This window comes from Mycolicibacterium sp. SMGY-1XX (assembly GCF_059132455.1).
On sequence record NZ_CP101139.1, the window covers coordinates 2,502,605 to 2,525,361 of the forward strand.

21 protein-coding genes are annotated in these 22,757 nt (G+C 67.7%); 15 read left to right on the plus strand and 6 right to left on the minus strand.

Going from position 1 to position 22,757, the window contains the following annotated elements; genetic code table 11:
• The first annotated feature begins 49 nt into the window (after positions 1-49).
• Complete coding sequence (locus NL241_RS12290) at positions 50-916, plus strand: SDR family NAD(P)-dependent oxidoreductase (RefSeq protein WP_487688627.1); 867 nt, start codon at positions 50-52, stop codon at positions 914-916.
• On the opposite strand, the gene NL241_RS12295 is transcribed toward NL241_RS12290, so the two are convergent.
• Positions 913-1,647: a GntR family transcriptional regulator gene (locus NL241_RS12295; RefSeq protein WP_487688630.1), complete on the minus strand. Its 735-nt coding sequence runs from the start codon at positions 1,645-1,647 to the stop codon at positions 913-915. The genes NL241_RS12290 and NL241_RS12295 overlap by 4 nt on opposite strands.
• 109 nt (positions 1,648-1,756) lie before the next feature.
• Between NL241_RS12295 and NL241_RS12300 the strand changes: the two genes are divergently transcribed.
• Genes NL241_RS12300 through purU form a run of 7 tightly spaced genes read left to right on the plus strand, consistent with a single transcriptional unit; the run spans position 1,757 to position 8,967 of the window.
• On the plus strand, positions 1,757-2,488 hold the full coding sequence (locus NL241_RS12300) for a phosphonatase-like hydrolase (protein WP_494397682.1): 732 nt from the start codon (positions 1,757-1,759) through the stop codon (positions 2,486-2,488).
• Between the two features lie 28 nt (positions 2,489-2,516).
• Positions 2,517-3,485 (plus strand): phosphate/phosphite/phosphonate ABC transporter substrate-binding protein, encoded by a 969-nt coding sequence (locus tag NL241_RS12305; RefSeq protein WP_487688636.1) that lies wholly within the window; start codon positions 2,517-2,519, stop codon positions 3,483-3,485.
• Between the two features lie 3 nt (positions 3,486-3,488).
• Positions 3,489-4,322 (plus strand): phosphonate ABC transporter ATP-binding protein, encoded by an 834-nt coding sequence (gene phnC, locus NL241_RS12310; RefSeq protein ID WP_487688639.1) that lies wholly within the window; start codon positions 3,489-3,491, stop codon positions 4,320-4,322.
• A complete protein-coding gene (gene phnE / locus NL241_RS12315) occupies positions 4,319-5,917 on the plus strand; it encodes a phosphonate ABC transporter, permease protein PhnE (RefSeq protein WP_494397683.1) in 1,599 nt (532 codons plus the stop codon). The genes phnC and phnE overlap by 4 nt, the downstream gene beginning before the upstream one ends.
• Positions 5,893-6,909 (plus strand): zinc-binding dehydrogenase, encoded by a 1,017-nt coding sequence (locus NL241_RS12320; protein WP_494397684.1) that lies wholly within the window; start codon positions 5,893-5,895, stop codon positions 6,907-6,909. Before phnE ends, NL241_RS12320 begins: the two co-directional genes overlap by 25 nt.
• Positions 6,910-6,924: 15 nt before the next feature.
• Positions 6,925-8,040: a TIGR03364 family FAD-dependent oxidoreductase gene (locus NL241_RS12325; protein ID WP_494397685.1), complete on the plus strand. Its 1,116-nt coding sequence runs from the start codon at positions 6,925-6,927 to the stop codon at positions 8,038-8,040.
• 18 nt (positions 8,041-8,058) lie between these two features.
• Complete coding sequence (gene purU, locus NL241_RS12330; RefSeq protein ID WP_494397686.1) at positions 8,059-8,967, plus strand: formyltetrahydrofolate deformylase; 909 nt, start codon at positions 8,059-8,061, stop codon at positions 8,965-8,967.
• Between the two features lie 11 nt (positions 8,968-8,978).
• On the opposite strand, the gene NL241_RS12335 is transcribed toward purU, so the two are convergent.
• On the minus strand, positions 8,979-9,566 hold the full coding sequence (locus tag NL241_RS12335) for a TetR/AcrR family transcriptional regulator (protein WP_487688653.1): 588 nt from the start codon (positions 9,564-9,566) through the stop codon (positions 8,979-8,981).
• A 136-nt stretch (positions 9,567-9,702) separates the two neighbouring features.
• On the opposite strand from NL241_RS12335, the gene NL241_RS12340 reads away from it, so the two are divergent.
• Positions 9,703-10,944 carry a cytochrome P450 gene (locus tag NL241_RS12340; RefSeq protein WP_494397687.1) on the plus strand — a complete coding sequence of 414 codons (1,242 nt, stop codon included), beginning with the start codon at positions 9,703-9,705 and terminating at the stop codon, positions 10,942-10,944.
• Positions 10,945-10,954: 10 nt separating this feature from the next.
• Here the strand turns inward: NL241_RS12340 and NL241_RS12345 are convergent, their stop codons facing one another.
• Positions 10,955-11,770: a mycofactocin-coupled SDR family oxidoreductase gene (locus tag NL241_RS12345; RefSeq protein WP_494397688.1), complete on the minus strand. Its 816-nt coding sequence runs from the start codon at positions 11,768-11,770 to the stop codon at positions 10,955-10,957.
• Between the two features lie 121 nt (positions 11,771-11,891).
• Between NL241_RS12345 and NL241_RS12350 the strand changes: the two genes are divergently transcribed.
• On the plus strand, positions 11,892-12,356 hold the full coding sequence (locus tag NL241_RS12350) for a YbaK/EbsC family protein (protein WP_494397689.1): 465 nt from the start codon (positions 11,892-11,894) through the stop codon (positions 12,354-12,356).
• Between the two features lie 51 nt (positions 12,357-12,407).
• Here NL241_RS12350 and NL241_RS12355 read toward each other — a convergent pair whose 3' ends face one another.
• Both NL241_RS12355 and NL241_RS12360 read right to left on the minus strand, forming a co-directional pair.
• Entirely contained in the window at positions 12,408-13,538 is a 1,131-nt protein-coding gene (locus NL241_RS12355) for an acyl-CoA dehydrogenase family protein (protein WP_487688665.1), read from the minus strand.
• Positions 13,539-14,771: an acyl-CoA dehydrogenase family protein gene (locus NL241_RS12360; protein ID WP_494397690.1), complete on the minus strand. Its 1,233-nt coding sequence runs from the start codon at positions 14,769-14,771 to the stop codon at positions 13,539-13,541.
• A gap of 179 nt (positions 14,772-14,950) precedes the next feature.
• Here NL241_RS12360 and NL241_RS12365 point away from each other — a divergent pair, with 179 nt between their 5' ends.
• The 4 genes from NL241_RS12365 to NL241_RS12380 all read left to right on the plus strand — a co-directional run bounded on the left by NL241_RS12365 (position 14,951) and on the right by NL241_RS12380 (position 19,819).
• Positions 14,951-16,564, plus strand: a complete 1,614-nt coding sequence (locus tag NL241_RS12365) for an aldehyde dehydrogenase (NADP(+)) (protein WP_494397691.1) — start codon at positions 14,951-14,953, stop codon at positions 16,562-16,564.
• A 27-nt stretch (positions 16,565-16,591) separates the two neighbouring features.
• Positions 16,592-17,536, plus strand: a complete 945-nt coding sequence (locus NL241_RS12370) for a 5-dehydro-4-deoxyglucarate dehydratase (protein ID WP_494397692.1) — start codon at positions 16,592-16,594, stop codon at positions 17,534-17,536.
• Complete coding sequence (locus tag NL241_RS12375; protein ID WP_494398294.1) at positions 17,533-18,810, plus strand: glucarate dehydratase family protein; 1,278 nt, start codon at positions 17,533-17,535, stop codon at positions 18,808-18,810. The genes NL241_RS12370 and NL241_RS12375 overlap by 4 nt, the downstream gene beginning before the upstream one ends.
• 76 nt (positions 18,811-18,886) lie before the next feature.
• Positions 18,887-19,819, plus strand: coding sequence for a LysR family transcriptional regulator (locus tag NL241_RS12380; RefSeq protein ID WP_487688675.1), 933 nt, complete (start codon positions 18,887-18,889; stop codon positions 19,817-19,819).
• Between the two features lie 6 nt (positions 19,820-19,825).
• Here the strand turns inward: NL241_RS12380 and NL241_RS12385 are convergent, their stop codons facing one another.
• Positions 19,826-20,806, minus strand: coding sequence for a 2-hydroxyacid dehydrogenase (locus NL241_RS12385; protein WP_494397693.1), 981 nt, complete (start codon positions 20,804-20,806; stop codon positions 19,826-19,828).
• Between the two features lie 407 nt (positions 20,807-21,213).
• Between NL241_RS12385 and NL241_RS12390 the strand changes: the two genes are divergently transcribed.
• Entirely contained in the window at positions 21,214-22,755 is a 1,542-nt protein-coding gene (locus NL241_RS12390) for an ABC transporter substrate-binding protein (protein WP_494398295.1), read from the plus strand.
• Positions 22,756-22,757 lie beyond the last annotated feature (2 nt).

Below are 22,757 nucleotides of genomic sequence, written 5' to 3' on the forward strand. Positions count from 1 at the left end.
ATTACACAACACCGTTGCACTATTAACGCAACGGTGTTGTACTAAATGCATGACTGTTTGGTTCATCACCGGTTCCTCGCGCGGCTTCGGCCGCGAACTCGTCACGGCCGCACTGGAAGCGGGTGATCAGGTGGCCGCCACCGCGCGTACACCCGGTGACCTCGACGATCTGGTCGCCAAAGGTGGCGAGTCGATCCTTGCCCTCCCACTGGATGTCACCGACGCCGACGCCGCCCGCGCGGCCGTCAACGCAGCCGTCGCCCGATTCGGCCGGATCGACGTGGTGGTGAACAACGCGGGATACGCCAACGTCGCGCCGATCGAGACCGGCGACGAGGCGGACTTCCGCGCGCAGTTCGAGACCAATTTCTGGGGTGTGTACCACGTTTCGCGCGCCGCACTTCCGGTGCTTCGTGCTCAGGGCAGCGGCACCATCGTCCAGTTCTCGTCGGTCGGGGGGCGCGTGGGCGGCTCCCCGGGTATCGCGTCGTACCAGGCGGCGAAATTCGCCGTCGACGGCTTCAGCCGTGTCCTGGCCGTCGAGGCGGCGCCTTTCGGTGTGCGCGTGATGGTCGTGGAGCCAAGCGGTTTCGCCACGGACTGGGCAGGCCCGTCGATGACCGTGCACGAGGTCCCCGACGAGTACCAGGCAACTGTCGGTGACTTCAACCGGCGGGTGCGCGACAGCGGGATCGGCGCGGCCGGTGACCCCGCCCGCGCCGCGCAGATCATCGTCGCGGCCGTCAAACGTGAACATCCGCCGACGCACCTGCTGGTGGGGGTCAACGCCGTCGAGATGGCACTGGACTACTCGCAGCGGCAGGCCCGGGAGGCGACGCTGTGGGGTGCCGTCGGTCGGTCCGCCGACTATGGGCAGCCGTTTCCGGTCGAGTTCCCGCCGGACGTGAGGATCTAGCGGCCGGTGCCGTCCTGGGTGCGGTCCAGGATGGTGGTGAATTTCATCCGGTCGCCGCGATAGAGCGAGCGGCGCTGTTCGATGGGGATCCCGTCCGGGTCGTAGGAGACCCGGTTCAGCAGATACATCGGGGTGCGGGCGTCGACCGTCAGCAGCGCGGCCTCGCGCGCATCGGGCAACGTGGTCTCGATGGTGTCGACGGTGCGGTCGAAGACGATGCCGCGCCGCCCGAGTTCGGCGTAGAGCGAGGTGCGATGGTCGAAACCCTCCCGTAAGCCCGGATAGCGTTCGGCGGGAAGTTTGGTGGTCTCCAGGCCCACGCGGGCGCCGTCGGTGGTGAACACCCGCTCGAGTTGCAGGATCGGCGCACCCAGGTCGATGTCGAGCTGCACGGCAAGCACCTCGTCGGCGTCGAATTCGCTCCAGCCCACCAGGATTCGGCTGGTTTCGAGACCGCTGGCCCGCGACGCCTCGGTGTAGGACCCCATGGCCAGGGGCAGGGTGACCTTGGGCTTGGCGACGACGGTGGTGCGGCCGCGACGTTCGATCCGGCCGGCGACCAGGAGTTCGCGTAAGGCCTGGCGGAGGGTTTCGCGGGCGACGTCGTAGCGTTCGGCGAGGACGCGTTCGGCGGGGAAGGCGTCGCCCGGGCTCAGCCCGTCCAACAACTCGTCGAGCTGGCTACGCACGATCTGGTGCTTCAGCACCCTCGGTTCCTCGGAGACGCTCACGTGTTCGAGATTATCAGGCACTGGTCTAGACCAAGCTGTCGACAATTGTTCATCTGCCGGCCACCATCGTGGCACCCCTTGGTCTATACCAACCGCCAGAGTGGTCCGCATGTCGATCAACACCGAAGCCAACGCCGCCGATCCCACTACGGCCGCAGGCGAATTCGCACCTGACATCTCACTCGTGGTGCTGGACATGGCAGGCACCACCGTGGCCGACGACGGACTGGTTCTCCAGGCCTTCGACGCGGCCGCCGCCGCTGCCGGACTGCCCGCGAGCGGCCCGCAGCGCGCCACCGCCCAACAGTACGTGCTGGACACCATGGGGCAGTCCAAGATCGAGGTCTTCCGTGCACTGTTCGGCGACGAGGGCCGCGCACAGACGGCGAATGCGGCCTTCGAACAGGCCTACGACGCCTCCATCGACGGCGGCGTGCGCGCCATCCCCGGGGCCGCCGACGCCATCACCGCCCTGCGCAACGCCGGCATCCGGGTGGTTCTCACCACCGGGTTCAGCCCCAGCACCCAGGCGCGCATCCTGGGCGCGCTGGGGTGGGAGGAGCTGGCCGACCTGGTGCTGGCTCCCGGTGAGGGCGGACGGGGGCGGCCCTACCCCGACCTGGTGCTCAACGCCCTGCTGCGCACCGGTGTGAACGACGTGGCGCAGGTGGCCGTCGTCGGTGACACCGCAAGCGACATTCTCTCCGGCCGCCGCGCCGGAGCCTCCATCGTCGCCGGTGTCCTCACCGGCGCGCACGACCGCGACGCGCTCCTGGCCGCGGGAGCCACCCACGTCCTGGCTTCCGTGGCCGAACTCCCGGGCCTGCTCCTCCCGTCCTGACCCACCCCCTCGAAAAGGATCTGCTCCCATGAACTCTCGCAAAGCACTGCTGTCCGTCACCACCCTGGCCGCCGCCGCCACCCTGGTCATGTCGGGGTGTTCGAGCTCGGACTCCGGATCCGGCACCACAGAGCAGGGCTTCCCCGAAACCCTCACCCTGGCCGCCATTCCGGCCGAGAACTCCACCGACCTGAAGGCCAGTTATGACCCGCTGATCAAGCTCCTGGAGAAGGAGACGGGATCGACCGTGGAGTTCGTGCAGGCCTCGGACTACGCCGGCGTCGTGGAAGGCATGATCGCGGGCAATGTCGATCTGGCCTTCTTCGGCCCGTTCGCCTACGTGGTGGCCGGCATCAACGGCGCCAAGCTCACCCCGCTGGGTGCGGTGATCGGCGAAGAAGGGGAGGAGCCCGGCTACCAGTCCTACGGCCTGGCCCGCTCCGAGGAGGCAAACATCAACAGCCTGAACGATTTCGCCGGCAAGAAGGTCTGCTTCGTCGACCCCGGTTCCACCTCCGGCTTCCTCTACCCGAGCGCCGGGCTGATCGAGGCCGGCGTCATCAAGTCGGGTTCCGAGGCCGACATCTCGGCAGCCATGACGCCCATCTACGCCGGCGGCCACGACGCCTCCGCACTGTCGATCGCCAACGGTGACTGCGACGCCGGCTTCGCGTTCGACACGATGGTCGACACCACGATGATCGAGAAGGGCGACCTGCAGCCGGGCCAGCTCAAGACGGTCTGGAAGTCCGAGATGATCGCCGGCTCGGTGTTCGCCGCCAACGACGACCTGGGCACCGAGACCGTCGACAAGCTGAAGACCATCTTCACCGAGAAGGCCAACGTGACGTCCTTCGAGGCCGAGGGTTTCTGCGAGGGTGACGCCTGCCGCATCACCGACGAGCGGGCCTGGGGTGTGGTGCCGGCCAGCGACTCCGACTACGACGGCGTACGCCACGTCTGCGACGTCACCGGCTCCGAAAAGTGCAAGGGCTGATCGGTGAGCGAGTCCAGTACCGCCGGTCATCCCGTGGCCGGCGACGATCTCGTGGTCGATGCCCGGGACGTCACCAAACGATTCGGGGACACCCTGGCACTGGACAACGTGTCGGTGCAGGTGCACCGCAGTGAGTTGGTGGTGCTGCTGGGTCTGTCCGGCTCCGGCAAGTCGACGCTGCTGCGCTGCCTCAACGGTCTGCATCCCGTCACATCGGGGACCGTCGAGGTGGGCGGCACCCGGGTGGACCAGGCCGGCTCGCGCGAACTGCGCGCCCTGCGCCGCAACGTCGGCTTCGTGTTCCAGCACTTCAACCTCGTCGGACGGCTCAGCTGCCTGGAGAACGTGCTCATCGGCGGGTTGGGCCGCCTGGGATTTCCGCGCTACGGCGCCCTGACCTACCCGAAGCGGATGCGTGCCGAAGCCCTGGAACACCTCGACCGGGTGGGGCTGGCGGACTACGCCGAGCGACGTGCCGACACGCTGTCCGGTGGTCAGCAGCAGCGTGCGGCGATCGCCCGGACCCTGATGCAGAGGCCGGGGTTGGTGCTGGCCGACGAACCGGTGGCCTCACTGGATCCGGAGAACGCCGGTGTGGTGATGGACCTGCTGTTCCGGGTCTGCATCGAGGAGAAGCTCACCGTCGTGTGCACGCTGCACCAGGTTGATCTCGCGCTCGGCTGGGCGCACCGCATCGTCGGTCTGCGCTCCGGTGAGAAGGTGCTGGACCGCCCGGCGGTGGGGATGACGCGCGATGAGGTGATGGCGATCTACCAGCGGGTGGATCCCACCGTCTCACAGACCAACGCGGCATCCGCGCGCCAGGGGCGACCGTGAGCATCGTCGCCGAACGGCCCACCGAGCCCCGCCCGGCCGGGTCTGGCTCGCGGCGCCCCCTGCGACCCGGGCTGCTGCCGATCATCGCGGTGCTCGCCGCGGCGGCCACCGTGGTGTCGGCCTGGTCCATCGACTTCGCCCCGCTGGCACTGATCGACGAGCTGGACAAAGTGTGGGCGCTGCTCGAACGGATGGTGCCCCCGCGCCTCGACGACCCCGGCCGTATCGGGGTGCTGGCATTCGAGACGCTGCTGATGGCCATCCTCGGGACGGTGCTGGCCGCGATCGCCTCGGTGCCGTTGGCCTTCATGGCGGCGCGTAACACCACCCCGCACCCGGCGGTGTACGCGGTGGCGCGGGCTTTCATCACGTTCTGCCGGGCCATGCCCGATCTGCTGTTCGCGGTGCTGTTCGTCCGCGCCCTCGGCATCGGGGTCCTGCCCGGGATCCTGGCGCTGGCGCTGCACTCCATCGGCATGCTGGGCAAACTGTTCGCCGACGCCATCGAGCAGAGCGACGCCGGACCACGCGAAGCCGTCCGCAGCACGGGTGTCGGCTACTTCCGGGAGATGCTCAACGCTGTTGTCCCGCAGGTGGTCCCGTCATGGATCGGCACCTTCGTCTACCGCATCGACATCAACCTCCGGATGTCGGTGGTGCTGGGCTTCGTCGGTGCCGGCGGCATCGGCTTCGCGCTCCAGGACGCCCTGCGTGGGCTGATCTACCCCCGCGCCCTGGGTATCGTGCTGGTGATCCTGGTGATCATCGCGGCGATGGAACTGCTGGCCATCGGCATCCGGCGGATGCTGCTGAGCGCGTCGCAGGGCGATCCCCGGCGGGACCGCTACGCCCGGGTGTTCTTCTCGGCGCTGCTGATCGTCAGCACCGTCGCCTCGTTCGTGGTGCTCGACCTCAACCCGCTGTCACTTCTCACCTGGGTCGGTCCGTCATTGGAGGTGTTCACCCGGATGATCCCGCCCAACTTCGACGCCCTCGGCAACGAGTTGTTCATCGCCGCGGCGCAGACGGTGGCCATCGGTGTGGTGTCGACCGCGATCGGTGTGGTGCTGTCCATTCCGGTGGGGATCCTGGCCGCGCGCAACGTGACTCCGCACCCGGCGGTGTACTGGGTGGCGCGCGGCTGGATCCTGGTGGTGCGCGCGGTCCCGGAGCTCATCCTGGCCGTCGTGTTCGTCGCGGCGCTGGGACTGGGGCCCATCGCGGGCACCTGCGCCCTGGCCATCGCCTCCATCGGGTTCCTGGCGAAACTGGTGGCCGATTCCGTCGAGGAGATCGACTCCGGGCCCATGGAGGCCGTACGCTCCGTCGGCGGTGGTTGGTGGAAGACGTTGACCTCGGCGGTGATTCCCCAAGCCATGCCGTCCATGGTGGGGTCGACCCTGTACATGTTCGACGTCAACGTCCGCACCTCCACGATCCTGGGCATCGTCGGCGCGGGCGGCATCGGCTTCCTGTTGTTCGAGTCGATAAGAACACTCAACTTCGACGTTGCCGGAGCGATCGTGCTGGTCATCTTCGTCATCGTCTATGCCATCGAAAGGTTGTCCGGATGGATCCGCTCACGCCTGGTGTGACCCGCGCCGCGGTGTGGACCGGTGGCTCCGACGTCGACATCAGGGGCGTCGAGGTCCCCGAGATCGGCGACGGCGACCTGCTGGTACGGGTGGCACTGGCCACGGTGTGCGGCAGCGACCTGCACACCGTGACCGGCCGCCGCCCCGGTGCCTGCCCGTCGGTGCTGGGCCATGAGGCCGTCGGCACGGTGGTGGCGGCCGGCCCGAATGCCGTGGCGGGCGTAGGGGAGCGCATCATCTGGTCGGTCACCGTCTCCTGCGGGCGGTGCTCGCGGTGCCGCGCCGGACGCAGCGCCAAATGCCTGTCGGTCCGCAAGGTCGGCCACGAAGCCTACGACGGTGACTGGGCGCTGTCAGGTGGCTACGCCGAGCACATCGTGCTGCCGCGAGGTACCGCCGTCGCGACGGTGCCCGAGCACATCCCCAACCCGGTCGCCGCGCCGGCCGCCTGTGCGACCGCCACGGTGATGGCCACGCTGGAAGCAGCGGGAAATGTTGAGGGGCAACGGGTTCTGATCATCGGCGCAGGGATGCTGGGGGTGGCGGCGGTGGCGGCGTTCACCGATGCCGGCGCCGACGTCATGGTCACCGACCCGGATCCGGTGCGGGTGGAGACCGCGCGGAAATTCGGGGCTGCCCCGGATTCGGGTGAAACCATCGACGCCGCTGTCGACTTCTCCGGCGCGGCTGCGGCCATCGGTGACGCGCTCGCACGCCTGGACGTCGGTGGGCGACTGGTGCTGGCCGGTTCGGTGATGCCGGGTCCGGCGATCCCGGTGGATCCCGAAGCGGTGGTGCGCCGGTGGCTGACCATCACGGGCGTGCACAACTACGAGCCCCGGCATCTCGAAGCGGCCGTGGACCTGCTCGACAGGACGCTCGGCCGTTACCCCTGGGAGTCGCTGATCGCCGCACCCCTGCCGCTGGATGCCATCAACCGGGCTTTCGTCCGTCCCGCACCTGGTCTGCTTCGCACCTCGATCAGGCCCTGACAGTCAAGGAACTCAGTGAAGATCATCATCATCGGTGGCGGGATACTCGGCACCGCCCATGCCCTGGAAGCGATTTCGCGCGGTCACCACGTCATCCAACTCGAACGTGAACAGCAGGCCCGCGGCGCCACGGTACGTAACTTCGGCCTGGTGTGGGTGTCGGGGCGCGCCGAACACGAACTCACGGCGGCGCTGCGTTCCCGTGAGCTCTGGTCCGATCTCGGCGCCAAGATCCCCGAGATCGGCTTCCGGGCCAACGGCTCGATCACCATCATGCGTTCCGAGGCCGAGATGGCGGTGGCCGCCGAGGCCCTCGCGCGCCATGATGCCGACGCCCGCGGCTTCGAACTGCTGGATCCCGACCAGGTGCGCCGGGTCAACCCCGCGCTGCGGGGCGAATTCGCCGGCGGGCTGCTGTGCACCCAGGACGCCGCCGTCGAGTCCCGCGTCGCGTTGCCTGCGATGCGTGCGTTCGCCGAGGCCAGCGGCCGCTACACCTTTCACGGCGGCACCGAGGCGCGCAGTGTCCGCGGTGGCACGGTCACCGACGATCGCGGCCGGGTGCACGACGCCGACGTGGTGGTGGTCTGCCCGGGTGCTGCCCATACCGGTTTGCTGCGCGAACTCGCCGGTGACCTCCCGGTGCGGCGGGTGCGCCTGCAGATGATGCAGACCGCGCCGCTCGGCGAGGAGCTGACCACCGCGATTGCCGACGGCGACAGCATGCGGTACTACCCGGGCTTCGGTGGACCGGCGCTGGAGGCGTTGCGGGCCGCCGAACCCCAGGCGCCGGTGGCGGCGGACAATCACATGCAGTTGCTGTGTGTGCAACGACTGCACGGGGGCCTGACCATCGGCGACACCCACGAGTACGACGAACCGTTCCCCTTCGATGTCGACGAGGCACCGTATGACTACCTGCGCGAGGTCGTCGAAGCCCTGTTGGGCCGGCCGCTGCCGGCCGTGGTGCGGCGCTGGGCGGGGGTGTACAGCCAGTGCATCGACCCCGCAGAGCTGGTGTGCCGCAGGCAGGTGGACAACTCCGTCTGGGTGGTCACCGGTCCCGGGGGGCGGGGGATGACCCTGGGTCCGGTGATCGCGGAGCAGACCGCCGATGCATTGCGTCTGTGAGGATGCGACCCTTGACGGATGCCACGGGACGAATCGCAGCAGCAGTTTCCGCGCACCAAGGATGCCTACGAGACCAAGGACATCGGACGCCTTCTGCTGCGCTGTGAAGACCGGTCCGGGTTGGTGGCGGCCGTGAGTTCGTACCTGACCGGGGTGGGCGCCAACATCATCTCACTCGATCAGCATGCCACGGAGCAGTCCGGCGGGATTTTCATGCAGCGCACCATCTTCCATCTCCCCGGTCTCACCGCGGCACGCGACGAACTCCGGGACGGGTTCGCCCGCGAGGTGGCCGAACCGTTCGCCATCGATTTCCGGCTCACCGATGCCTCACGTCCCAAGCGGGTCGCCATCCTCGCGTCGCGGGAGGATCACTGCCTGTTGGATCTGCTGTGGCGTAACCGCCGGGGTGAGCTCGACATGTCGGTGGTGATGGTGATCGCCAATCACGCTGACCTCGCCGACCAGGTCCGGCCGTTCGGTGTCCCCTTCATCCACGTCCCGGCACACCGGGACATCCGCGCCGAGGCGGAAGCGCGGATGCTCGACATGCTGCGGGGCAATGTCGATCTGGTAGTGCTCGCGCGCTACATGCAGATCCTCACCCCGGCGTTTCTCGCCGAGGTGGGATGTCCGGTCATCAACATCCACCATTCGTTCCTGCCCGCGTTCATCGGCGCCGCACCGTATCGCCGGGCCAGGGAGCGTGGTGTCAAACTCGTTGGGGCGACGGCACATTACGTCACCGAGGACCTCGACGAAGGCCCGATCATCGAACAGGACGTGGTGCGGGTGGATCACCGCCACGGCGTCGACGACCTGGTGCGGCTCGGGGCCGACGTGGAACGTGCCGTGCTCTCCCGCGCCGTGCTCTGGCATTGCGAGGACCGGATCATCCGGTATGGCAACCAGACCGTGGTGTTCTGATTCAGGGGCGTTCAGTCCGCACCGAGAACGAGGGCCACCGCGGCGTCGAGTTGATCGGCGATCTGGTGGAACGACAGGAAGCGTGCCGTCATCAACGCGCCCGCGAACGTCATCAGCAAGGTGGTGGCCACCGTGGGCGGCCAGCCCGGCCCCAGCGAAGCCTGGATCCGGGTGATCACCTCGGTGCCGATCTGTTCCCGGATCGGAGTCACCGCGGGGTCGTCGGCCATCAGCGCCGCGCTGCACGCCGCGGTCAGTTCGGGTTCGTCTGCGACGACGAGGGCCATCTCGCGCAAGGTGGTGCTGACCCGGGTCCTGGTGGTCTGGTTGACGTCGGTGTGGACGGGTGCGTCACGGAGCAGCCGCAGGTAGATCGCCGCCACCAGGGCGCTCTTGGAGGGGAAGTAGGTGTAGGCGCTCGCCGGTGACACCCCGGCCCTGGCGGCCACGGTGCGCATCGTCAACGCACTGAACGACGTCTGGCGCAGCTCGTCGAATCCCGCGTCGAGGACCTTGCGGATGGTCTGTTCGGGGCGGCGGTCCCGTTTTCGTGTCGCGCTCGATACGGGGCGCGGATCTGCGACGGCTTCGCTGGACACGACCCCCAGAATAACGGGGGACAGACCATGCAGGTGCCCTGTGCTGTCTTGTCAGCGGTGGCGGCGACGGCTAATCTGCTAGAGATATTTCATACAGTTGTCCAGAAATTCTCGGCGGTCCCTCGAGAGGAACGCGATGACGGTCACCGATGACAACCTGCGTTTCGGCGCGGGTTTCGACTTCACCTCCCCGGAGATCCTGGAAAACGGGATCCCGGTCGAGCAGTTCGCCGAACTGCGCCGCACTTCACCGGTGTGGTGGAACCAGCAGCCGCCCGGCGCCTCCATCTTCGGTGACGACGGGTACTGGGTGATCACCAAACATGAAGACATCAAGCAGATCTCGCGCGACGGCGAGGTGTGGAGCACCAATGCCAAAGGTGCCGTCATGCGGCTGCCGGACAGTGTGACCGCCGATCAGCTCGACCTCACCAAGGCGCTGCTGGTCAATCACGACCCGCCTGAGCACACCCGGCTGCGAAAGCTGGTGTCACGTCTGTTCACCCCACGCGCGGTGGCAGCGCTGGAGCAGACGCTGCAGCACACCGCACGGCAGATCGTCACCGACGCCGCCGCCAAGGGCACGGGCAACTTCGTCGACGACATCGCCATGGGGCTGCCGCTGGCAGCGATCGCCGATCTGATCGGCGTCCCCGACGCCGACCGGCGCAAACTGTTCGACTGGACCAACTCGATCATGAACACCGACGACCCCGACTTCAACGACGTCGATCCCGCGGTGGCCAATGCCGAACTGATGGGCTACGCCTACGCCATGGCCGAGGAGCGCAGGCGCAACCCGGCCGACGACATCGTGACCAGGCTCATCGAGGCCGACGTCGACGGCGACTCGCTCGGCGACGTCGAATTCGCGTTCTTCGTCATCCTGCTGGCGGTGGCCGGCAACGAAACCACCCGCAATGCCATGACGCACGGCATGCTCGCATTCGCGCGCCACCCAGAACAATGGGAGCTGTACAAACGTGAGCGTCCGGCCACCGCGGTCGACGAGATCGTGCGCTGGGCGACACCGGTGCACTGTTTCCAGCGCACCGCCCTGGCCGACACGCGGGTGGGTGACGTCACCGTCCGCCAGGGGCAGCGGGTCGGATTGTTCTACAGCTCAGCCAATTTCGACGAGGACGTGTTCGACCGGCCGCATCAGTTCGACATCACCCGAAGCCCGAACCCGCATCTGGGCTTCGGCGGCAACGGAATTCATTACTGCATCGGCGCCAACCTCGCGCGAACCGAGATCCGGCTGATCTTCGAGGCCATCGCCGACCTGATTCCCGACATCACCGTCCTGGGGGAGCCACAGCGGCTGCGGTCGGGTTGGATCAACGGCATCAAGGATCTGCAGGTCGCCTACCGCTGACAGCGGGCTGTCAGATCTTCAGATAGCCCTTGTCCGCGGGGATCTGGGCGGCGGTCACCAGCGACGAGGAGTCGCCGGCCAGCCACAGCACGATGTCGGAGATCAAATTCGGATCGGCCAGTGATTCGGTGGGCAGGGCGCCGGGGGAGAAACTGTGAATGTAGTGGGGATGGTCGGCGAACGTCTGGTACATCGACACGTCGTTGCCCATCGGGGTGTTGGTGCCGTACGGGTGCACGGAGTTGACGCGGATGCCGAACTCACCCAGCTCGACGGCCAGTGAATTGGTCAGCCCCACCACGCCGAACTTGCTGGCGCAGTAATGCCCGCAGCCCGGGACGGCTTTGATGCCCGCCGCGGAGCTGATGGTGATGATCGACCCGCCATTGCCGGCGGCGATCATCGGCGGTACCACCGCCTTGATGGTGTTCCACACTCCGGTGAGGTTGACATCGAGAGTCTGCTGCCACTGCTCGGCTGAGATCTCCCACAGCCTGCCCCAGTTCAGCACCCCGGCGTTGGCGACCACGATGTCGAGCCGGCCGAACTGACTGACGGCGTCGGCGACGATGTCCAATTGTCCTGCGGCGTCTCGAACGTCGACCTCGCGGGCCAGGATCTTGCGGCCTTCGTTCTCCACCAGCCGGACGGTCTCGGCGAGGTCCTCCGGGGTGGACGCGGCGTAGCCGTTGTGGGTGGCCACCGGCGCGCAGGCATCGATGGCCACGATGTCGGCGCCTGCACGTGCCAGCCGCACACAGTGCGCGCGACCCTGCCCGCGGGCCGCCCCCGTGACGTAGGCGACCTTGCCGGTCAGGTCTGTCATGTGCACAAGTTAGCGAAAGTGTGCAGTGCGCATGGCCGTATCGCCCAAACGATGGACCACACGCCGGACACGGTGGCTACCGATCGGAAATCGACTTGAGCGGCCCAGCAGAATCGAGGACGTGAACGAACGTAACGCGCGGGTGGCCGCCGCGGTGGCGGCGGCCGGCATCGAGCCGACCATCAGAATCCTCGACGCCGACGCCAAGACCGCTGCTGCGGCGGCCGCGCAGCTGGGCTGTGCCGTCGGAGCGATCGCCAACAGCCTGGTGTTCGACTGCGACGGCGAGCCGCTGCTGGTGATGGCCAGTGGGGCGGCCCGGGTGGACACCGACGTCGTGGCTCGTCAGCTGGGTGCCACGGCCGTCAGCAAAGCCACCGCCGCGGTGGTGAGGGCCGCCACCGGGCAGGTGATCGGCGGAGTGGCGCCCACCGGCCACCCGGCGCCGCTTCGCACTGTCGTCGATGCCACACTCGCGCAGTATCCGGTGGTGTGGACGGCGGCGGGCACCGCGGATTCGGTGATGCCGCTGACCTTTCCGCAGCTGCTCGTGGTGACCGGTGGCCAGGAGATTCAGGTGCGCTGAATCAGTGCGCCGGCCCCGCCCAGCAGATGGGGCGCAACCGCACCCCGGTGGTCACGGCTTCGTCAGCTCGGCGTACCTGCTCAGATGCGCTGCTGTAGTACCGAATTCGTACTGCAGCGCCGTCAGCCGCTTGAAATAGTGGCCGATCGCGAGTTCTTCGGTCATGCCCATACCGCCATGCAACTGCACGGCGTTCTGTCCGATGAACCGTGCCGCGCGTCCGGCGGTGACCTTGGCGGCCGAGACCGCACGGGCCCGGACAACCGGCTCGGCGTCGAGGTTCAGCACGGCGAGATACGCCGCGGCGACGGCCTGTTCGAGCTCCATGTACATGTCCACCATGCGGTGCTGCAGCACTTGGAAGCTGCCGATCGGCTGGCCGAACTGCTGACGCTGCTTGCTGTATTCGACCGTGTCGGCCACCACCTTGCGCATACCGCCGACAGCTTCGGACACCACCGCGGCAGCGCCTTCATCGCGGGCACGCAGCAGCGTTGCCTCGGCCTGGCCCGCCTCGCCCAGCAGTGCATCGGCGGGCACACGGAGACCGTCGAAGGTCAGGTCGGCGGCGCGGCGGTCGTCGATGGTGCGGTAGGAGTGCACCTCGGTGCCGGCCGGAGGGGCCGTGGCGTCGAATTCGGTGAGGAACAGCGACAGTCCCTCCGGCGTCCGTGCGGCGATCAGCAGATGGGTGGCCAGCGGAGCGCTCACCACCACGATTTTCGAGCCGCTGATCGTCCACTCGTCACCGGTCCGCTCCGCGATGGTGGCGATTCCGGTGAGGTCGTCGCCGCTGCCCGGTTCGGTGACCGCCACGGCCACCACCGCGGTGCCCTCGGCGATCTGCTCCAGCACCGCGGTGGCGCGTCGGCCGCCTGCGCGTTGCAGCAACCCGCCCGCCACCACCACGGTGTCGATGTAGGGCTCGACCACCAGTGCGTAACCGAGTGCCTCGGCGATCACCATCACCTCGACCGGCCCACCGCCGAGCCCGCCGGCTTCCTCGGGCAAGGTGGCGCCCAGGATTCCCAGTTCCTCGGCGAAGCCCCGCCAGATCTCCGGCTGCCAGCCCGGACCCGTCTTGGCCGCCGCGCGGCTCTTCTCCAGGTCGTAGCGCGTGGCCAGGAACTTGGCCAACCCGTCACGCAGGAGTTCTTGTTCTCCAGAGAGCTTGAAGTCCATTTACAGCCCCAATGCCGCTTTTGCCAGGATGTTCCGCTGAATCTCGTTGCTGCCGGCGTAGATCGAGCCGGCGCGGTCGTTGAAGTACTTCAGGGGCGCCACGGCCTGCCAGGGATCACCGGAGGCGTACCCATCGGCGGGCGGGTCGTACTCGGTCACCGGCCCACCGGGCGCGGTCACATGCGGTTGGTACACCCGGCCCCGCGGACCGGCGGCCTCGAGGGCCAGTTCGGTGAGCGTCTGGCTCAACTCGGTGGACAGGACCTTCAGCATCGACGACGCCGGGCCGGGATTCTTGCCTTCGGCCACGGTGGCCAGCGTGCGGAACTCCAGGATCTCCAACACCTCGGTGCGGATCCGGGCGTCGGCGAGCTTGTGGGCGAAGGAGGCGTCGTCGATCAGGCGCCCGCCGGCCGGGCCGGGTTGCTCGGCCGCGGCGGTGGCGATCTCCTCGCCCATCACCTGCAGCCACGGCGCGGTGGCACCGCCGCCGCGTTCGAACTCCAGTAGGTACTTCGCCACCGTCCAGCCATCGTCGATCTGGCCGAGCACATTGGACTTCGGCACCCGGACGGCATCGAAGAACACCTGGTTCTGGACCTCCTCGCCCGAGGTCATCACCAGCGGGTGGATCTCGATTCCCGGTGTGCTCATGTCGATGAGCACGAAGGTGATGCCCTGCTGTTTGCGTTCCCGGCGCGAGGTGCGGACCAGGGCGAACATCCAGTTGGCCTCGGTGGCGTGAGTGGTCCAGATCTTGCTGCCCGTGCAGACCAGATGATCGCCGTCGTCAACCGCGGCCATCTGCAGGGACGCCAGATCGGACCCCGACTCGGGCTCGGAGTAGCCCTGACAGAAGAACACCTCGCCGGTGAGGATCTTCGGCAGGAAGAAGTCCTTCTGCTCCGGGGTGCCGAACTGGATGATCGCGTGCGCCACCATCCTGATGCCCATCGGCGAGAGTGTGGGCGCACCGGCCAGCGTGGCTTCGCGGCTGAAGATGTAGTGCTGACTCAAGGTCCAGTCGCAGCCGCCGTACTCGACGGGCCAGGCCGGGGCGGCCCAACCGCGTTCGTGCAGGATGGCCTGCCAGGCCATGCTGGCTTCGTGATCGGCGTAGACGCTGGTCATCAGGCGTCCGGCCCGCCGAAGCTCCGGGGTCAGTTTCTCCTCGAGAAATGCGCGCACCTCGTCGCGGAACTCGAGATCTTTGTCCGACCACTCCAGGTCCATGGCTGTCCTTTGACATGTTGACGGCGCGGACACCGCACAACTGGTTGGTGGAATGACTGCCGCTCGAATATACGGCGATTTCCGATATTTGATCAAATCTTTGATTGATGCCTTTGTTGAATTTCTGGGGTCAAAATCGGTCTTGGACATGAATTGATGGCCGCCTTACCGTGGGTTTCGTGACTAGCTCTCTCTCCGAAATCACCTCTGCTCCCGCGGACACCCTGACCGGGCAGCTGATCGTCGCCGGCGCGTTGGTCACCGGTACCGGCTCCGAGGTCCGCGCTTTCGACCCCGCCGAAGGCGCACCTCTGGAACCGGCGTACCGGCACGGCGACGCCACCCACGTCGAGGCCGCGTGTGCCGCAGCGGCCGCGGCGTTCGGCCCCTACCGGGCCACCACCTCCGAACACCGCGCGCAGTTCCTCGAGACCATTGCCGCCAACATCGAAGCCGTCGCCGACACCCTGGTGCCTCGGGCGGTCGCCGAAACCGGTCTGCCTCAAGGGCGCATCGCCGGCGAGGTGGGGCGCACGTGCGGCCAGCTGCGGCTCTTCGCCGCGGTGCTGCGCGAGGGCAGCTGGAACGGAGCCCGCATCGACCCGGCGCAGCCCGAGCGCACCCCTGCGCCGCGCGCCGACATCCGGCAGCGCGCCGTACCCCTGGGGCCGGTCGCCGTCTTCGGAGCAAGCAACTTCCCGCTGGCGTTCTCGGTGGCCGGTGGCGACACCGCGTCGGCGCTGGCCGCCGGTTGCCCCGTCGTGGTCAAGGCGCACGACGCACACCCCGGCACTTCCGAGATCGTCGGCCGCGCCATCACCAAAGCCGTCGCGGACTCGGGACTGCCCGCAGGTACGTTCTCCCTGCTGTTCGGCTCCGGCCGGTCGCTGGGCACCGCCCTGGTCACCGATCCTCGCATCAAGGCCGTCGGGTTCACCGGATCACGCTCGGGGGGAACAGCTCTGGTGGCCGCCGCGGCTGCCCGTCCCGAACCCATCCCGGTCTACGCCGAGATGAGCTCCATCAACCCGGTGTTCCTGCTCGACGGTGCGCTGCGCACCCGTGCCGCCGAACTCGGCCAGGCGTTCGTGGCGTCGTTGACCATGGGATCCGGGCAGTTCTGCACCAACCCCGGCCTCGTCATCGCCGTCGACGGACCGGATCTCGATGCGTTCGTGGCCGCGGCCGGGAAAGCCCTGGGCCAGACCGCTCCCACGCCCATGCTGACCCCGAACATCGCGCAGAGCTACGCCGACGGGGTCCGCGATCTCGACGGCGCCGCTGATCTGGTGGCGCGTGGTAAGTCCGGCCCCAACCCCACCACCTGCCAGGCCGCGCTGTTCTCCACCGATGCCGCCAGCTTCCTGGGCTCCGAGGTGCTGCAGGCCGAGGTCTTCGGCGCTTCGAGTCTGGTCGTCAGGTGCGCCGACACCGATGAAGTGGCCTCGGTGGCAAGCAAACTCGAGGGCCAGCTGACGGCGACGGTGCACGCCGACGACAGCGACCACCCCGACGCTGCCCGTCTGCTGCCGATCCTGGAGCTCAAGGCGGGACGAATCCTGTTCAACGGCTGGCCCACCGGCGTGGAAGTGGGCTACGCGATGGTGCACGGCGGACCGTTCCCGGCCACCTCGGATTCTCGTACCACGTCGGTGGGCGCACGCGCCATCGAACGGTTCCTGCGGCCGGTGGCCTACCAGGATGTCCCGAAAGCCCTGCTGCCCAGCGCAATCGCCGATGGCAATCCCGATCACCTCTGGCGTCGCATCGACGGCCGCCTCGTCCAAGACTGACCCTCACACCCCACTAGGAGACTCCTCATGCGCTCAGGCACCCAACTCGACGGCGTTCTGTTCTTCCCCGTCACCCCGTTCACCGCGACCGGTGACGTCGATCTCGACAAGCTCGCCGAGCACGTCGCCAAGGGCGTCGACGCCGGGCCGGGCGGTGTGTTCATCGCCTGCGGTACTGGTGAATTCCACGCGCTGGAGGCGGAGGAGTTCGCCGCGGTGGTGCGCACCGCCGTGGAGGCCGTCGCCGGTCGGGTGCCGGTGTACGCCGGCGCCGGGGGATCGGTGGCGCAGGCCAAGGTGTTCGCCCGGGCGGCCGAGACCGCAGGCGCCGACGGGATCCTGCTGCTGCCGCCGTATCTGGTGAGCTTGCCGCAGGCCGGCCTGGTGGCCTATACCCGCGCTGTCGCCGGCGCCACCTCGTTGCCGGTGATCGTCTACAACCGCGCCAATGCCCGTTACACCGAGGCCTCCGCCGTCGAGGTCGCCCACATTTCCAACGTCGTCGGTTTCAAGGACGGCACCGGTGACATCGACCGGGTGGCCCGCATCGTGCGCGCGGTGACCGATGCCCTCGAACCGTCCGGCAAGCCGTTCCAGTTCTTCAACGGTCTGCCCACCGCCGAGGTGTCTCAGCAGGCGTATCGCGCCATCGGCGTCACGCTGTACTCGTCGGCCACGTTCGCCTTTGCACCCGAACTCGCGCTGGCGTTCTACGAGGCGCTGGAAAGCGGTAACGAAGCACTGGTCGCAGCGCTGCTGCGGGAGTTCTTCCACCCGCTGGTGCGCCTGCGCGACACGGTGCCCGGCTACGCCGTGTCCCTCATCAAGGCCGGCGTGGCCCTGGAGGGCATCGACGCCGGACCGGTGCGGCCGCCGCTGATCGATGCGGCGCGCGAGGACGTGGCCCAGCTCGAGGAGATGCTCAAAGCCGGCCGCGCCGTGATCGCCAACGAACTCGCCGCGGTGCGCTGATGTCCGGGCCGATCCGGATCACCGGGGCACGCATCACCCCGGTGGCGTTCGCCGACCCGCCGCTGCTCAACACCGTCGGGGTCCATCAGCCGTACGCGCTGCGGGCCATCGTCGAACTCGACACCGACGCCGGGCTGACCGGGTTGGGGGAGACCTACGCCGACACCCGGCACCTGGCTCGATTGCACGCCGCGGCCGAGGCCATCACGGGCCTGGACGTGTTCGCGCTCAACGAGATCCGCGCCGCGATCGCGGTCCGCCTGCACGGCGACGACGCCGCCGTGGGCACCGCGGGGATGATCACCTCGGCCAGTGCTGTCGACCAGGTGCTCTCGCCGTTCGAGGTGGCGTGCCTGGATGTCCAGGGCCATGCCACCGGACGGCCGGTATCGGATCTGCTCGGCGGCGCCGTGCGCGAGGCGGTGCCGTTCAGCGCCTACCTCTTCTACAAGTGGGCGGCCCATCCCGGTGCCGAGCCGGACTCGTGGGGTGAGGCTCTGGACCCCGACGGCATTGTCGCCCAGGCACGCCGCATGATCGATGAATACGGCTTCACCGCAATCAAACTCAAGGGTGGCGTGTTTCCCCCCGAAGAGGAGATGGCCGCCATCGAGGCGTTGCATGCCGCGTTCCCGAACCACCCGCTGCGGCTCGACCCCAACGCGGCCTGGACACCGCAGACGTCGGTGAAGGTGGCCTCCGGGCTGGCCGGCATCCTCGAATACCTGGAGGACCCGACGCCCGGTATCGAGGGCATGGCCGACGTGGCCCAGCAGGCGCCGATGCCGCTTGCCACCAACATGTGTGTGGTGGCCTTCGATCAGCTGGCGCCGGCGGTTGCCGCCGGGGCGGTCAAAGTGGTGCTCTCCGACCACCATTACTGGGGCGGACTGCAGCGTTCCCGGCTGCTGGCCGGCATCTGCGACACCTTCGGACTCGGCCTGTCCATGCATTCCAACTCGCACCTGGGCATCTCGCTGGCGGCGATGGTGCACCTGGCGTCGGCCACCCCGAACCTCACCTACGCCTGTGACACCCACTGGCCGTGGAAGGAGGAGGCGGCGCCGAATGATGTGGTCAAACCCGGTGTACTGAAGATCCGGGACGGATCGGTGGCAGTACCCACGTCCCCCGGGCTGGGCATCGAGCTCGATGCCGACGCGCTGGCTTCGTTGCACGAGCAGTATCTGCGCAGCGGCATCCGGGACCGCGACGACACCGGCTACATGCGCAGTGTCGACCCGTCTTTCGAGTCGATCAGCCCGCGCTGGTAGCTCTGTGTTTCGTACACTGATGCACCAAGAGGCATAACGACCAGGCAGTTATGCGGACAGCGCATCGGAGTGTGCCGTGTTTTCCTTGGCGAGGTTGTCCTGCTTCATCGCGGTAGCCGAGGAGCTGCACTTCGGCCGTGCCGCCGAGCGTCTCCACATGACGCAGCCCCCACTGTCACGGCAGATCCAGCAGCTGGAGACCGAACTCGGGGTGCAGCTCATCGACCGCACCACCCGTTCGGTGACGCTGACACCGGCCGGGGTGGCCTTCCTGCCCGATGCCCGTCGCATCCTGCAGCTCGCCGAGGGTGCTGCCCTGACCGTCAAACGTGTACCGGCCGGTGACCTCGGCACTGTCGTCATCGGGTTCACCGCCGCCTCGGCGCACGCGGTGCTGCCGCGGCTGCTCGACAGCGCCCGCGCGCACCTACCGGACGTGAAGCTGGAGCTGCGCGAAATGGTCACCGCCGTCCAGCTCGAAGGCCTGATGACCGGCGAGTTGGACCTGGGGATGGCCCGGCCCCCGCTGAAACGGCCCGGCCTGGTGTCGCGTCCGCTGCTGCATGAGCAACTGGTGGCCGCGCTGCCGTCCGGGCATCCGCTGGCGGCACTGCCGCGTCAGCTGACGCTGACCGACCTCGACGGCCAGGACGTCATCATGTACTCGCCGGTCCAGGCGCGGTACTTCAACGAGCTGCTGATCAGTACGTTCACCATCGCCGGGGCGACGCCGCGCTACGTCCAGTACGTGACACAGGTGCACACCATGCTGGTGCTGGTGCGTTCCGGACTCGGCATCGCACTGGTGCCGGCGTCGGCGTCCACGCTGCATCCCGACGACGTGGTGTTCCGGTCCATCGGGGCGTTCCGGGAACGGCCGGTGGAACTGGATGCCGTCTGGCGCAGTGACAGCACCAACCCGGCGCTGCTGAGGCTGCTGCGTGACGTGTTGCCGCCGCGTGAGTGGACCACCGACGATCTGGTCGAGGACGACACCATCCTCCGTTGACCTGCCTCAGACGGTCGACGGCATGGGCACCGGAGTGACCAGCTCGCCGGACTGCAGGAAGCTGTCCAGATTGCGTAGCGTCAGATCCTCCATGGCGGCGCGGGTCTGCACCGTGGCGCTGCCCACATGGGGCAACAACACCACGTTGTCGAGGGCCAGCAGTGCCTCGGGGACGTTGGGCTCGTCGGTGAACACATCCAGCCCGGCACCGGCGAGGCGGCCGTTGGTCAGCGCTTCGACCAGGGCGTCCTCGTCGACCACACTGCCGCGTGCGACATTGACGAGATAACCCTGGGGGCCAAGCGCGGCAAGGGTTTCCGCGTCCACCAGATGCCTGGTGCCGGCACCGCCCGCGGCGGCGACGATGAGGACGTCCACCTGCCGCGCCAGTTCCAGCGCCGACGGGGCGTAGATGAACGGCGAGTCCGGCACCTCACTGCGGTTGTGGTACGAGATCCGGCAGCCGAACGCCGTCAGGCGCTGCGCGATGGCCCCGCCGATGCGGCCGAGGCCGAGAATCCCGACCCGGGTGTGGCTGACCTGACGGGTCAGCGGGTAATTGTTCGTCGCCGACCAGGAACCGGCGCGGACGAACCGGTCCGAGGCCGAGAACTGTCGCAGCGTGTCGATCAACAGCCCCACCGCGGTGTCGGCGACGCAATCGGTCAACACGTCCGGTGTATTGCTGGCGACGATGCCACGCGAGGCCGCGGCGTCCAGGTCCGTGGTGTCATAACCGACGCCGAAGTGCACGATCGCCGCGAGTTTCGGCAGGTCTGCGATCAACTCGGCGTTGACACCCGTACGCCCCGAGGTGACGGCGACGGTGATGTGGTCGGCGTGCTCGGCCAGGAAGTCGGCGCGTTGTGCGGGGTCCGAGGGCAGCACCACGGCGCCGTACGACGAGCGCAGTGTGTCCTGCAGTGAGGGCTCGAGGGGGCCCACCTGCAGCACGGCGGTGGCGGGGGTCTGGCCGGGGCTGGTCACAACGATTCTCCTCCAACGGTGTGTAGCGACGGTAAGTCCGGGCGCGAATACCTGTCCAACACGGAATTAGCATCGATTGTTGCCGAAAGCGAATAACTAGGCCAGCGCGCCGTCCGTGACGGCATGGATCGGTGTCCGTCACGAGAAAAACCCCTGCTCAGAGTGCTTTTCTGCCAGTGGGCGGCTTCGTTGTCCCAACGGATTTGGGCTGTGACGACCGGTTTCAGGCGCCCTCGGCGGGGTTGACGGGGTTGTTGGCACGTTCTTACCTTGTGTCTGCGATCACAGCAGTCATCTACATACGTGGACGTCACTCGAGACCCCGGAGCGCTCCAGCCCAGCGCTCATCTCACCCCTCGAATTGGAGGACCCTCATGAGCCACGCAGGCCCGTTTTCTCGCCGCGTGATGGCCCTGGCCCTGACCGGGGTGTGCGTGACGGCCAGCGGCTGCACGGTGGCCAACTCCGGCCACGGCGGCTACGACCCCAACACCCTGCGGGTGGTGCTGTCCCAGGAGCCGCCGACCCTGGAACCGTGCGAGAGCTCACTGACCTCGACCGGAATCGTCGTGCGGTCCAACATCACCGAACCGCTCGTCGAGCGCGATCCCAACTCCGGCGAACTGCAGCCCTTGCTGGCCACGCAGTGGGAACAGGCCACGCCCACCGAATGGACCTTCACGATCCGTGAAGGCGTGACGTTCTCCGACGGCGCACCGTTCACCGCCGACGACGCGGCGTTCTCCATCGACCGCGCCGTCAACTCCGATCTGCAGTGCAATGTCGACGGCTACGTGTTCGGCGACGAGGAGCTGGGATTGACCGTGGTGGACCCCACCACGCTGACAGTCACCACCCAGACCCCGGATCCGATTCTGCCACTGCGGCTTTCGTTCGTGGAGATCGTTCCGCGCAGCACCAGCACCGCGGAGAAGGTGCGCGAGCCCATCGGCACCGGCCCGTACGCCATCGAGAACTGGGAGTACGGACAGAAACTCACCCTGCACCGCAACGAGACCTACTGGGGTGCCGCGCCGGCCTTCGCGCGTGCCGAGTACCAGTGGCGCAGCGAGGGCAGCGTCCGGGCGGCGATGATCACCAATGACGAAGCTGATATCGCCACCTCACTCGGACCTGAAGACGGTGCGGGCGATCTGGGTGTGCCGTTCCAGAACAACGAGACCACCGCGCTGCGCATTCAGGCAGTAGAGCCGCCGCTCGACGACATGCGGGTGCGGCAGGCGATCAACTACGCCGTCAACCGCCCCGGCATCGTCAAGGCCTTGTTCCGCGGGCTCGGCGATCCGGCCTCGCAGCTGATCCCCTCGGGCGTGGTGGGCTACAACGCCGACCTGCCGCTGTGGCCCTACGACCCGGACAAGGCCAAGCAACTGATCGCCGAGGCGAAGGCCGACGGGGTGCCGGTGGACAACGAGATCCGGCTGATCGGCCGCACCGCACAATTTCCCAAGATCGCCGAGACCATCGAGGTGCTGCAGAGCGAGTTCAGCGACATCGGTCTCAACGTCAAGATCGAGATGATGGACACCGCCGCCCAGCTCGAATACCAGCTGCGGCCGTTCCCGGAGAACACCGGCCCGTACCTGCTGATGATCATGCACGGCAACCAGGCCGGTGACGCCGCCTTCACCCTGGATCAGTACATGCTGTCCGACGGCCCCCAAGCGGCCTACGGCACACCGGAATTCGACGCCAAGATCAGAGCCGCGGAAGCCCTCACCGGCCAGGCCCGCCAGGATGCGTTCGCGCAGCTGTTCGCCGAGGAACCGCAGGAGATCATGCAGATGGCCTACCTCGCCCACATGAAGGGCATCCTCGGCAAATCGGCCCGGGTCGCCTACACCCCCAACTCGGCGACCGGCGACGAGATGCGACTGGCCGAGATGACACCGGCCAGCGCTGACGCCGCCCAGACCGACAACACCTGATC

Excerpts from the sequence above, each read along its gene's own strand:
- NL241_RS12345 (WP_494397688.1), bottom strand. The coding sequence starts at position 11,770 with ATGACAGACCTGACCGGCAAGGTCGCCTACGTCACGGGGGCGGCCCGC.
- NL241_RS12360 (WP_494397690.1), bottom strand. The coding sequence starts at position 14,771 with ATGGACCTGGAGTGGTCGGACAAAGATCTCGAGTTCCGCGACGAGGTG.
- purU (WP_494397686.1), top strand. The coding sequence starts at position 8,059 with ATGCCACGGGACGAATCGCAGCAGCAGTTTCCGCGCACCAAGGATGCC.
- NL241_RS12355 (WP_487688665.1), bottom strand. The coding sequence starts at position 13,538 with ATGGACTTCAAGCTCTCTGGAGAACAAGAACTCCTGCGTGACGGGTTG.
- NL241_RS12340 (WP_494397687.1), top strand. The coding sequence starts at position 9,703 with ATGACGGTCACCGATGACAACCTGCGTTTCGGCGCGGGTTTCGACTTC.
- NL241_RS12370 (WP_494397692.1), top strand. The coding sequence starts at position 16,592 with ATGCGCTCAGGCACCCAACTCGACGGCGTTCTGTTCTTCCCCGTCACC.
- NL241_RS12320 (WP_494397684.1), top strand. The coding sequence starts at position 5,893 with ATGGATCCGCTCACGCCTGGTGTGACCCGCGCCGCGGTGTGGACCGGT.
- NL241_RS12300 (WP_494397682.1), top strand. The coding sequence starts at position 1,757 with ATGTCGATCAACACCGAAGCCAACGCCGCCGATCCCACTACGGCCGCA.
- NL241_RS12290 (WP_487688627.1), top strand. The coding sequence starts at position 50 with ATGACTGTTTGGTTCATCACCGGTTCCTCGCGCGGCTTCGGCCGCGAA.
- NL241_RS12390 (WP_494398295.1), top strand. The coding sequence starts at position 21,214 with ATGGCCCTGGCCCTGACCGGGGTGTGCGTGACGGCCAGCGGCTGCACG.
- NL241_RS12305 (WP_487688636.1), top strand. The coding sequence starts at position 2,517 with ATGAACTCTCGCAAAGCACTGCTGTCCGTCACCACCCTGGCCGCCGCC.